This is a genomic window from Pseudoalteromonas sp. 0303 (assembly GCF_013349995.1).
Taxonomy (GTDB): domain Bacteria; phylum Pseudomonadota; class Gammaproteobacteria; order Enterobacterales; family Alteromonadaceae; genus Pseudoalteromonas.
In genome coordinates, this window is the sequence record NZ_JABVXF010000013.1 from 34,781 (window position 1) to 47,237 (window position 12,457).

The window sequence follows — 12,457 nt, forward strand, 5'->3', positions numbered from 1 at the left end:
TAAGAATAACTTCCACTCAATTTTTATAGAAGTTTTTACCTGAAAACTAATTTATTCGTTATATACCCATAATCGATACGATAATTATTATCGCCTACCCTCATATAATTGTTGCTTGTTTTTTATACAGGCCGGAAGCGCCGCGCTTTCCGTGGTTAAAATATTGTTAATTTTATGTTCATTTCTACTAGGTAGAATAACTCTCGTTTTTGCTTTTTGATAAAAATAATTAATTCTTTTTTAGTGTTTTTGAATGAAAAAAACATCAAAAAGTGTGTTTATTTTACCCTTTACAGGTAAATGCAAGCTTGACGTAATAGCGCTTTGTGTTACTTTAAAGTTGGATTTGTAAAATAAATGTTATTAAAACTTTGGGCGGAGGGAGCGAATGAGCTCGCATAAATTAATAAAAAATGCCTTTAAACTAAGTGCGCTGTCACTAGGTTTATACGGCTTTACAGCACAGGCTGCGATTGATTGCAGCAACTTAGACGTGTGGCAACAAGGGCAAACTCATGTTGGTGGTGATCAGGTTCAAGCACAAGGTAGCGCTTATGAAGCGAAGTGGTGGACGCAAACCAACCCTATGGAGACTTCTGGTGTCGATCAAGAGTGGCGTTTACTGGGCGCTTGTGACAGCGTTGTCAATGAAAATCAAGCGCCTCAAATTAGCAGCTTAACTCCCGCAGAGGGTTCTTTATTTACTACTGGTGACAGCGTTGTCATGGGTGCGGTTGCCACTGATCCTGATGGCAGCGTGGCAAGTGTCGAGTTTTTTGTTGATGGTACATCGCTGAGTATTGTGACAAGCGCACCTTATTCAACTAACTGGCAAGCAACGCAAGGCAGCCATGTGATAAGTGCGGTCGCAACGGATGATTTAGGGCTAACCTCTACAGCCGTTACACATACAGTAAGTGTGTCTGATGACGTTGAGCCGGTTAACCAAGCGCCGGTGGCGAGCATTGAATTTAGCTCATTGCCATCACAAGTTACGGTGGGTGACAGTGTGGTGTTTGCGCTTTCTGGCACTGATAGCGATGGCCAAGTAACTGCGTTATCGCTAACTGAAAACAGCACTGAAGTTCATCAAGCAAGTGCTGCTTCTTCAAGTTATACGTGGCAGGCTCCAGCACTTGGGCAATTTTCATTTACCTTAACGGTGACCGATAACGAAGGCGCGACGGATACACAAAGCAAATTTGTTAATGTTGTTGAAGCAACAGAACCAAGTAGCGATTGTAAACCACAAGGCTTATACCAAACGCCGGGTGTAAATACCCCATACTGTAGCGTGTATGATGAAAATGGCCGCGAGAAAATGGGCGCTGATCATCCACGCCGAGTTATTGGTTATTTTACGAGTTGGCGAAATGGTGCCAATGGTCAGCCAAGCTACTTAGTGAATGATATTCCTTGGGACAAGATCACCCATATCAACTATGCCTTTGCGCATGTTGATGGTAATAACAAGGTTTCGATTGGTGATCCAAATGCAGCTGGCAACCCAGCGACAAACATGACTTGGCCGGGCGTTACAGGCGCTGAAATGGATCCAAGTTTTAGCTATACAGGTCACTTTAACTTACTCAATAAATTTAAAAAACAACACCCAGATGTAAAAACCTTAATCTCTGTAGGTGGCTGGGCTGAAACCGGTGGTTATTTTGGTGAAGACGGTACTCGTGTAAATAGCGGTGGTTTCTACACGATGACAACCAATGCCGATGGCTCAGTGAACCAAGCGGGGATTGATGCCTTTGCGAAAAGTGCCGTTGAGTTTATTGAAACCTACGGTTTTGATGGTGTCGATATTGATTACGAATACCCATCGTCAATGAATGACTCAGGCCACCCTGATGATTTTCCTATTTCTAATGCTCGTCGCGCAGGCCTTAACGCCTCGTATCGTGTATTGATGCAAAAACTACGTGAAGAACTTGATATTGCAGGTGAAAAGGCAGGTAAGCATTATTTGTTAACGATTGCTTCGCCATCTTCAGGTTACTTATTACGTGGCATGGAAACATTCCAAAGCGTGAAGTATCTCGATTACGTTAACATTATGTCTTATGACTTACATGGTGCATGGAATTCACATGTAGGCCATAACGCAGCCTTGTTTGATACCGGTCTTGATTCTGAATTAGCGCAATGGGGCGTTTATACCACCGCTGAGTTTGAAGGAATTGGCTACTTAAATACGGATTGGGCTGTGCGTTACTTCCGCGGTGCGGTCTCTGCAGGTCGAATCAATATTGGTATTCCATATTACACCCGTGGCTTTAAAGATGTGTCGGGTGGTACTAATGGTTTATGGGGCCAAGCAGCGCTGCCAGATCAATCAAAATGTGCTAAAGGGACTGGTGTTGGTGAGAAAAACCAATGTGGTAATGGCGCTCTTGGCATAGATAACCTATGGCACGATAAGAATGATGTTGGTGAAGAAATGCCAGCAGGTTCGAACCCATTATGGCATGCGAAAAATCTCGAAAATGGTATTAACCCTTCTTACCTTGAAATCTACGGCCTAACGCCAGAAACCGATGCAGACGATGTATTAACGGGTACTTATACACGTTTCTACGATGATGTGGCGGTTGCTCCATGGCTTTGGAATGCAGATAAAAAGGTATTCTTATCAATTGAAGATGAGCAATCAATGGCAACCAAAGTTGATTATGTTATCAACAACGGTCTTGGTGGCATCATGTTCTGGGAGCTTGCCGGTGACTATGATTATGACTCAGCGAAAGGTGAGTACTTCATGGGCTCAAGCTTAACCACACTTGCTTACGATAAATTTAACCAAAGTGGTGTGGCTTACAACACTCATCAAGGCAATGTTGATTTCACCCTGCCAAGCGAAGCTGTTGACGTAAGCTTTACTGTGAAAGATTTCCCAATTGGTGATGATAACTATCCAATTTCACCTACATTCGCATTCACCAATAACTCAGATATCGACTTAAGCGGCGCGAAAATCAGCTTTGATGTGCCCGTTTCTACCTCGGCAATTTTCAAATCGAATTGGAATGCACAAGAAAAGCTCGGCATGGCAGTTGAAACGAATGGCTCTAATGCGGCTGGCGATAATATCGGTGGCTTTGAAAATGAGTTCCATCGTTTTTCAATCACCTTAGTGAATGAGTGGGGCGGTATCGAAAAGTCATTTAATACAGGTGAAACCGTTGAGGCGCAAGTTATGTACTACATGCCAATTACGGGGCCATCTAACTTCACGATTGAGAAAAATGGTAAAACCTACGCCTTTAAATTTGAATACCCAATGCTAACAGATGGCACAGCTGGCAGTGGTGATACTGGCGGTGACACCGGTGGTGACACCGGTGGTGATACGGGTGGCGAGGGAAGCTGTAATGGTGTTGATGTAGCAAGCATCCCTGTGTATCCAAATTGGCCGCAAACTGACTGGGCTGGTAACCCAAGCCATGCTGTTGGCGGCGACCTAATGAATCACAACAACGTGATTTACGAAGCAAAGTGGTGGACGAGCACAGAGCCAGGCACATCTGCTGACTGGACGGTGAGTTGCACGCTTTAACCAACTAAGCGGAGCAAGGACTTTGCTCCGCATTACTACAGCGAGAACAACAATGAAAGTAATGAAATCAAAGGCATTGTCTTTATCGGCAGTGGCAACCAGCATGCTGCTTGCCTGTGCATCAAGCCATGTGAATGCCCACGGATTCTTAGAAAGCCCAAAGGCACGCCAAGCATTTTGTAATGCCGATGGCGGTTACTGGTGGCCTGCAGATGGCACGGGGATCCCCAACCTTGCTTGTCGTGCAGCGTTTGTTGAAGCAGGGCATGTACAGTTTGTGCAAGACATTGAATTTTCGGCTAATACCATTGATTACACAAACCTAGAGGCAGTAAAGCAAAGCGTACCTGATGGCCGATTATGTGCAGCAGGCGACCCAGAAAAACGCGGTATGGATTTACCTTCAGCACATTGGCAACGCAGTGAGGTTATTCCTAATGCGAATGGCGATATTTTAGTGCGTTTTTTAGCGAGTACGCCGCATAACCCGAGTTTTTGGCAGTTTTATTTAACAAAACCGGGCTTTGATAGTGCGACTCAAGTGCTTACTTGGGATGACCTAGAGCTTGTTGAGGAGTATGGCAATCTTGATTTTAGCATTGACGCTAACAACGACCGTTACTATGAAATGAGCGTATCGATTCCACAAGGGCGCAGTGGCGATGCCATTTTATACACGCGTTGGCAACGAGATGATGCCGGCGGCGAAGGCTTCTACAACTGTAGCGATATTAATATTGTCAGCGATGCGACCCCGACAGAGCCAACCGATTGGGCAGCAATTAGCTACTTTGTTCGTCAAGGACAAGACGCTGAGGTTGGCGGTAGTGTGTCAGCTCGGTTATTTGATGAAAATGGCCAAGAGTTACTTACTCAACAAATGCAGATCACAGCTGATAATCAAGCTAATTGGCAGGCTGAATTTGCAGCGCTGTTAAACCTTAATTACGCGCACTTAGTGAATATTGGCGTGCAAAGTAGCGCTGGAGATATTGCCTTTGATGCGTCTGATTTATTGATTAATCAGGTCTTCACAACGAATGCAAATTACAGCTTTGCACTAAGCGTACAAGCGGCTCCTGACAATACCGCGCCAATTATTCATCAACCAGACGACCTTCAAGTCGAAGAAGAGAGCAGCACCGCGATACATCTGCACGCCTTTGATGATCAGCAAAGCACCTTAACTTATAGCTGGGGTGTACCGGCACCACTGAGCTTTACTGGCAGCGATGCCAACATCACGTTAAACGCCCCCGCTGTAGATGCTGATACAAGTTACACCGTAAGTGTATTGGTGTCAGATGGCGAGCTCACAAGCCAAGTAAGTTTTACTGTGACTGTGCTTAATAGCACTGTGGTCGACCCAGACCCTGTTGATCCGAGCGTGCCTGCTTGGAATAGTACAAGCCAATACAACACGGGCGATAAAGTGAGTTTTAACGGCGGCGTTTACAGTGCGAAATGGTGGAACCAAGGCGCACAACCAGACAGTAGTGATGCATGGCAGCTTGAATCTGGCAGTGCATCAATCGAATGGAACAGCGGCAAAGCCTATCAAGGCGGCGACGAAGTAACCTATCAAGGACAGCGCTATCGAGCGCAGTGGTGGACCCAAGGAGATGTACCGGGTGCCAGCCAAGTATGGACAGAAATCTAAAGTTTTGTAGTTCAAACTTTATCAATAACAGCGTAACGCTATATAAAAACAGATAAGAGAGAATCATGAATATAAAACAATTAACCGCAGCTATTGGTGTTGCACTCTTTGCAAGTGCAGCGAATGCAGCACCTTCAACACCAACCATTATTTGGGAGCCACAAGAATACTCATTTGTTGAGGTTGATCTTGAAGGTACAGGTTCATATAAGAGCTTGGTGAACCGTGTAGATGAAGTCACCATCAGCATTGAATGGAACGCATGGAGTGGGGATGGCGGCGACAGCTATAAAGTGTATTTTGACGATATGCTGGTTAATGAAGGTTCGCTGGCAGCAGGCACTAAAAGTGGTGTTATTAGCTTCCCATATGATAAAGCGGGTCGTCACACAATGTATTTAGAGCTATGTGAAGGTGGTACCACCTGCGCTCGTAGCGAAGGTAAGCCAATTGTTATTGCCGATACAGATGGCGGCCACTTAGCGCCATTGCCGATGGATTATGATCCAAATAACCAAGATATTGGCACCAAAGACGGTCTTGTAACCGGTGCTTACTTTGTTGAGTGGGGTATTTATGGACGCGATTTCGATGTAACTAATATTCCAGCGCAAAACCTCAGTCATATCTTGTATGGATTTATTCCAATTTGTGGACCGAATGACTCGTTAACGGGCGGTCCTAAAAACGCGCTAAATACGGCGTGTGCAGGCTCGCAAGATTTTGAAGTTGTGATCCACGACCCATGGGCAGCGATTCAAAAAGCGCTACCAGGTGTTGATAGTAATGACCCAATTCGTGGTACGTATTCGCAGTTAATGGCCTTAAAGCAGCGCTATCCTGATCTGAAAATTTTACCATCAGTAGGTGGTTGGACTTTATCAGACCCATTTGCTTACTTTACCGATAAAGCAAACCGCGACACGTTTGTGGCATCAATGGAAGAGTTTTTAAGAACGTGGAAGTTCTACGACGGTGTTGATATTGACTGGGAATACCCGGGTGGTCAGGGTGCTAATCCAAACTTAGGTGACCCCGTTGCTGACGGCCCAGCATACGTAGCGCTAATGCAAGAGCTGCGCGCGATGCTTGATAAGCTTGAAGCCGAGACAGGCCGTGAGTATGAGTTAACATCAGCGATTGGTGCAGGTTACGACAAAATTGAAGATGTCGACTACTCACAAGCTCAACAATATATGGATTACATTTTCTTAATGAGCTACGACTACTATGGTGCATGGAGCAATGTGACAGGCCATCAGGCTGCGCTTTATTGTTCATCGCATTTCCGTGTTGGTCAGTGTGATGGCACAGGTGTTGATGAAGAAGGCGTTCCATATAAAGGCCCTGCTTACACAACTGATAATGCAGTGCAAAATCTACTTGCGCAAAACGTACCGTCGAAGAAAATCGTGGTAGGTGCAGCTATGTATGGCCGTGGCTGGGAAGGCGTTTATCCAGAAAACGCGACTATCGCTGATAACCCAATGACAGCACCGGGCAACGGCAAACTTAAAGGCACTACAGCGCAAGGCGTATGGGAAGACGGTGTTATTGATTATAAAGGCATCAAAACCTACATGTTGGGCGCTGCAGAAAATGGCATCAATGGGTTTGAAACAGGTTATGACGAACAAGCCGAAGCCGCTTATGTATGGAACCGTAGCAACGGTAAATTAATTACATACGATAACCGTCGTTCAGTTTTGGCAAAAGGTGCTTATGTTAATCAATATAACCTAGGCGGCCTGTTTGCATGGGAAATTGACGCTGATAATGGCGATATTCTTAATGCCATGCACGAGGCACTTGGTGGTACCGTCACTGAGCCTAGCAATAGAGCGCCAGTGCTATCTGTATCAAGCACAGTATCTGTTAACTCTGGCGAAAGTGTATCTGTTAGTGCATCGGCAACTGACGCAGATAACGATCCACTAAGCTTTAGCTGGACAGCTGACAGCGCGTTAACAGTAAGCGGCGAAAATTCAAATACCCTTGTTATTACTGCGCCATCAGTGACTGCTGATACGCAATACACAGTTGCTGTGAGTGTGAGCGATGGCGAGGCAAGTGTAAGCCGTAACGTTACAGTGAATGTTGTAGCAGCAACAACAGGTGAAAACCAAGCACCAGTGGTTGCGGCAATTGCTGATAAAACAGTGGCAGAAGACGCGAGTGTGGCTGTGGCAGTTTCGGCATCTGATGCTGATGGCGATGCGCTTTCATACAGCTGGACTGTGCCAGCAGGCCTAACGTTAGTGGGCTCAGGTGCGGATGTGAGTTTACAAGCGGGCAGCGTTGACGCAGATACTAGTTATGTTGTGTCGGTTTCAGTAAGCGATGGTCAAACTGCTACAGCAGTGAGCTTTAATGTCACCGTGACAGATTCTGGCACAACAACTCCGCCAGATGGTGAAACCACATGGGATGCAGCGGCTATCTATGTTGGTGGTGATACGGTGATTTATAACGGCGTAGAGTACACAGCTAAGTGGTGGACTCAAGGCGACCGCCCTGATTTAGGTGGCCCATGGGAATCAACTTCACAACCAACTGATGGTAATGGTGATGTTGTGTGGCAAGCCGCGGGTATCTACAACGGTGGCGACCAAGTCACTTACCAAGGTAATAAATACGAAGCGAAATGGTGGACTCAAGGAGACGAGCCAGGTGTCGCGGATGTATGGAAAGCACTTTAAGTGTAATAACCACATTTAATGCCCATCATTAAAATGTGATTTCCCTTCAAAGCAGCCGTATGGCTGCTTTTTTGTGGGGGGAAGTAAGAAAGAGTAAAGTTAACGAGGGGAAAGAAGCTGTCAGCGATCAGCCTTCAGCGGTCAGATGCGCGAAACAAGTTTCACGCCTACGAATGAAAACATCAGGCGCTAGGTTCTGGGGTCTAGGACGCGATGTGAAATCGCTGCTACATGTTTGTAACTCACCAACAATTAAACCGTTTTCTTTGGCTCAACCGCGAACCACATGATGAAGCCGCACTTTTTGCACGATAACAAAGACGCGCTGTCATTTACCCAATCTAAATTCAAAAAAGTCATATCTGCGGTATTTAATTGTGCGTGACCTAGCTCGAAGTGATGATGTCCACAATGAATGCATTTTGCTTTTACATTGTTAACTTGGTATTCGTCTGATTTTACTGCGTTCACAGCACCTTTAAGGCCTTTGCCTAGCTTTGAAATAAATGACATCTGTAACCTATTTATTAATTGAGAAATTTAAGACAACCCATAAAAGAAAAAGAGAATGGTCCTCTTTTGGGTGTACCTTTTTATCATACAATTGTGCTTATAGCTAATCGAAACAAGTAGCCATAACGCAATGTAAAATCGCAGGCTTTTAGTTGTTAAATGTCAATCGAGCTGTGGGGTTGGTTAGGTCGTGCGTTCTTCTTAGCATTTGAACTGCTCATTTTTAGGGTAGGTTGGGTCGAGCGGAGCGATACCCAACATAATCCATGTAAACCTTTTCAAATGACCTATCACCAGACGCGCGAAACAAGTTTCACGCCTACGAATGAAAACATCAGGCGCTAGGACGCGATGTAAAATCGCTGCAACCTCGAATCTCGTATCTTTTAACTTTACTCTTTCCCCTTGAAGCTTGCTAACTTTCCTTCATACCTCACTGAATTTTCCTTTCTCTGCTTGCTAACTTTCTGTTTCTCATTTCATACGTTGGTCTTTCAGGTATTATCAACCATACTTGAATAATATAATTTGTAAGTATTTAAACTAAGGTGGGTTAATGGGGTTAAAAGCGCTGTTTTTACTTGTTATTGCTGTATTGAGTAACTCGGCTTTTAGCTGTGATAAAACCTTAAAAGTGGGGATTAGTCAGCAGTGGGCACCTTATGCTTTTAAGCAAAATGGTAAGCTTACCGGTATTGATATTGATGTGGTTAATTTAGTGCTGAAAGAGGCAGGATTTTGCGCTAAATATGTCGTTATGCCTTCATCTAAACGGGGCTTTGCAGAACTTAAGCACGGTAAGGTCGATTTACTACCCGCGGCGAGCTATAGCACAGAACGTGACTCTTTTAGTTTCTTTTCAGAGCCTTACCGTAATGAAGTGATGCGCTTGTTTTGGTACCCGCATGGCCGGTTAGAATCTCTTGATTTACAAGGACTGCTCGAACACCAGCAAGTTATTTTAACTAACAGCGGTAGTTACTTTGGCTCTGATTTTACTCAATTGAAAGAAAACGCAAAATATAAAGATCAGCTCGTTACCGTGTCGTCTTTGCGTCAGCGCCTCGCTATGCTAGTTGCTAGGCGGGTCGATTTTTTTGTTGATGATGAACTTGCTGGTTTATATTTAATTCAAAAAAATAATCAGCAGGGTATCGAGCTGCATCCGTATATTGTCAATAATGACAGCGTTTATTTTATGCTCAGTGAAACAACCCTGTTAGCAGAAGACAGAGCGGCTATTAACTCAGCAATCTTAAACAACCAGCAAGCGATAACTGAAATCATCGCTCGCTATGTTAAGCACTAAACTATTCTAAACACTAAACTATCCTAAACGAGTCACACGCAATTTAATGCGCCCCGCATTCGCCCCATAAAAGCGGTTTAGGTCGTTGGCAAAAGGGCAAAACTCGCCAGATTTAGTAATACGAATATCGGCACCCTCAGCAATCTCAAATAAGTGATCGTCGTTGTTATCGATAGCGCCAATCAGTGCAAACCATTGTGCGTGTGGTAAACGTCTAAATGGCTCTAGCACGGCCATTGGAATTTCTTTCACACCAAGTTGGATATTATCTCGATGCCAGCCTGCTGGACCGCAGCTAATACCATCGTCATACCAGGTTTGCTCAGGGTAAGGGGTGAATCGATAAGTACCACCTTGCTCTAACATTAAGCCTGTGTGGTTGTATTTTTCAGCGCCATAAACAAACACATCTTTACTTTCGTCTATGCTCAGCACCGTCATATTTTGTTTATCAAGCGCAATATGCGGGCTTAAACCCTTAAAGCTTAAGCGAGTTTCGTCATTATAAAGTATGTCGTAGTGAAGGCTCTTTAACGATTCAGGGCGATAGCTCGTTAAACGATTAATACGCTCTGCGACTGTGTAATGAATAGTTGGCGTGAGCGCGCTTTGTTCGTTATCAACCAATACACAGCATTCGCGATCTACCAGTTTAAACAAAGGGTTAAACCAAAAATAGTTTTGCTGATGACTAAGAGCCAGCGGATCTGGGGTAACAGTTACATCATCTTGAGCAATGAGGTTACGGTGTTCTTCTGGGAGCAGAGTGTTGTAATTGATATCTGCGCTGGTAAGTAAGTTTAATGCAAAGGTTTGTTCAATCAGCCACTCAATCGCATAGCGTAGGCAAATGTCGGCTAAACCATCACGATAATAGCCGCCCCCCACATCTGAATGAGCGCCCGCAAACCAGATCTCTTGTACATGTGGTGCACTATTAATAAGTGTGGGTTCAAATGCACGGCGTTTTTCATCAAGTGCGACACAATGAAGGGCTGCTTTTATATTGCTTGCTAGCGTGTAGTTTTCAAAAATAACGTGCTCAGCACCGCGGGTTGCTTTAGTTACTTTTGAAAAACCAATTGATGCAACAGTATCAAATACACATAAGTAAACATCATCACTGATAAGTGGCTCTAAACATTTGGCAAAGCGTCTTGCAAGAGCAGCTCCTCGGCTAAAACCAGTCAGTAGTATTTTATCACCCACAGTGTAGTAGCTTTTAAAGTCGCTCATTGCACGATTTAAAATGCTGGCAACATCATCACCTCTTGGTGCAAGGGCTTGATTGAATAAACGTCGAAAGCGGCTACCTTGGGTGCCTATGCCCTGATAATAAAAGCTAAGTTGGGTTGGAAATGGTGTTTCGGGTTCGCTATTGAGTGCGCCGCCAAATAGTAAATGAAGTTTAAGAATATTAGAAATACTGGCGTCTTCTTTGAAGTGTGCAGCGCTGAATTGTTCAGCATCACGAGGTTCGCTGCCTGTGCCATCAAAGTTGAAAATCAGCGTTTTAGCGGTCATAGCGTCATTCCTTTAGTGGTTTGTATAAACATACTCCCACTTTATGAAAATTAGAAGACAAATATGCGGCGCTTTAATGAAAAATGGGCTTTGATTTTCAAAGCCCATTTATTTGCAATTAATAAAATTAGCCGACTCTAGCTACGGTATGCTTTTGTAAAATTTCTAACAAAATCTCGTAGTCTTTTTTGCAATTGCGTGTGCTAGAAAGATACACCTAGCTAAAACTGGGTTCAGCAAGTATGCAAACACAGCGGTTTCTCCCTTGATGTTTGGCTTGATAGAGCGCTTTGTCGGCACAGCGAATTAGCTCGTCAGTGTCGATGGCTTCATGCCCAGAAAAAGTTGCGCTACCAATACTAATAGAGAGTACTCCAGAGGTTGCATGTGGGTGTTCAATATTTAGTTCACGGATGTTTGCCAACAGCTTATGGGCAATAAATTGCGCCCCTTGAATATCGGTGTCTGGTAATACACATAAAAATTCTTCACCGCCATAGCGAATAGTGGTATCAGTTGGGCGATTAACACTTTTTTTGATTTCATCAGCAACACGTTTTAAACATTCGTCCCCTTGTTGATGACCAAGAGAGTCGTTGTATTGTTTAAAGTAATCAATATCGAGCATTAATACCGAAAGGGCTTTATCGTTTCTGATCGCTAAACGAATGTTTTGATCAAGGGTGTTTTGTAAAAATCGTCGGTTATTAAGACCTGTGAGGCTGTCGTGTTCACAAAGGTTTTTGAGCAAATCTGCTTGTTTTTTTAAGGTTAAATGTGCTTTTACGCGATTAAGTAATGTGACGCCATAAACCGGTTTTGATACAAAATCGACAGCCCCTGCTTGCCAGCAGCGATTTTGGTCATCTTGATCCATAATGGCGGTAATAAATATCACCGGAATATCTTTGTATTGGGAGTGGTTTTTTAATTGTTTGCAAACATCAAGGCCGCTCATAGTGCCAAGCATCACATCAAGCAGTATTAAATCAGGTTTAAGGGTTTCGCAAAGATGCAGTACATTTTCACCACAATCTGTGGTGTTGGTCTTATAGAAGGGTGAGAGCAAACTTTCTATTACGGTTGTATTAATTGGTTCATCATCAACAATCAAAATAACAGAATCATTTAGCTTTAAATCTGTGCTACTAGCTACCGGTTGCAAACTATTCCCTCCAAGCGATGAA

At 44.0% G+C, this 12,457-nt stretch carries 7 protein-coding genes; 4 read left to right on the forward strand and 3 right to left on the reverse strand.

Going from position 1 to position 12,457, the window contains the following annotated elements; genetic code table 11:
- Nucleotides 1-388 precede the first annotated feature (388 nt).
- The 3 genes from HUS62_RS10515 to HUS62_RS10525 all read left to right on the forward strand — a co-directional run bounded on the left by HUS62_RS10515 (nt 389) and on the right by HUS62_RS10525 (nt 7,924).
- A complete protein-coding gene (locus HUS62_RS10515) occupies nt 389-3,565 on the forward strand; it encodes a glycosyl hydrolase family 18 protein (RefSeq protein ID WP_175079469.1) in 3,177 nt (1,058 codons plus the stop codon).
- 52 nt (nt 3,566-3,617) lie between these two features.
- Nucleotides 3,618-5,225 carry a lytic polysaccharide monooxygenase gene (locus HUS62_RS10520; RefSeq protein WP_175079470.1) on the forward strand — a complete coding sequence of 536 codons (1,608 nt, stop codon included), beginning with the start codon at nt 3,618-3,620 and terminating at the stop codon, nt 5,223-5,225.
- Nucleotides 5,226-5,290: 65 nt separating this feature from the next.
- Nucleotides 5,291-7,924, forward strand: a complete 2,634-nt coding sequence (locus tag HUS62_RS10525) for a glycosyl hydrolase family 18 protein (protein ID WP_175079471.1) — start codon at nt 5,291-5,293, stop codon at nt 7,922-7,924.
- 252 nt (nt 7,925-8,176) lie between these two features.
- On the opposite strand, the gene HUS62_RS10530 is transcribed toward HUS62_RS10525, so the two are convergent.
- A complete protein-coding gene (locus HUS62_RS10530; protein WP_175079472.1) occupies nt 8,177-8,437 on the reverse strand; it encodes a hypothetical protein in 261 nt (86 codons plus the stop codon).
- A gap of 556 nt (nt 8,438-8,993) precedes the next feature.
- On the opposite strand from HUS62_RS10530, the gene HUS62_RS10535 reads away from it, so the two are divergent.
- Complete coding sequence (locus tag HUS62_RS10535) at nt 8,994-9,746, forward strand: ABC transporter substrate-binding protein (RefSeq protein WP_175079473.1); 753 nt, start codon at nt 8,994-8,996, stop codon at nt 9,744-9,746.
- Nucleotides 9,747-9,764: 18 nt separating this feature from the next.
- Here HUS62_RS10535 and HUS62_RS10540 read toward each other — a convergent pair whose 3' ends face one another.
- Together HUS62_RS10540 and HUS62_RS10545 are read right to left on the reverse strand one after the other, a co-directional pair.
- A complete protein-coding gene (locus HUS62_RS10540) occupies nt 9,765-11,270 on the reverse strand; it encodes a DUF2235 domain-containing protein (RefSeq protein WP_175079474.1) in 1,506 nt (501 codons plus the stop codon).
- Nucleotides 11,271-11,487: 217 nt separating this feature from the next.
- A complete protein-coding gene (locus HUS62_RS10545; protein ID WP_258536762.1) occupies nt 11,488-12,435 on the reverse strand; it encodes a diguanylate cyclase in 948 nt (315 codons plus the stop codon).
- Between the last annotated feature and the right edge of the window lie 22 nt (nt 12,436-12,457).

Excerpts from the sequence above, each read along its gene's own strand:
- HUS62_RS10515 (WP_175079469.1), top strand. The coding sequence starts at position 389 with ATGAGCTCGCATAAATTAATAAAAAATGCCTTTAAACTAAGTGCGCTG.
- HUS62_RS10520 (WP_175079470.1), top strand. The coding sequence starts at position 3,618 with ATGAAAGTAATGAAATCAAAGGCATTGTCTTTATCGGCAGTGGCAACC.
- HUS62_RS10525 (WP_175079471.1), top strand. The coding sequence starts at position 5,291 with ATGAATATAAAACAATTAACCGCAGCTATTGGTGTTGCACTCTTTGCA.
- HUS62_RS10530 (WP_175079472.1), bottom strand. The coding sequence starts at position 8,437 with ATGTCATTTATTTCAAAGCTAGGCAAAGGCCTTAAAGGTGCTGTGAAC.
- HUS62_RS10535 (WP_175079473.1), top strand. The coding sequence starts at position 8,994 with ATGGGGTTAAAAGCGCTGTTTTTACTTGTTATTGCTGTATTGAGTAAC.
- HUS62_RS10540 (WP_175079474.1), bottom strand. The coding sequence starts at position 11,270 with ATGACCGCTAAAACGCTGATTTTCAACTTTGATGGCACAGGCAGCGAA.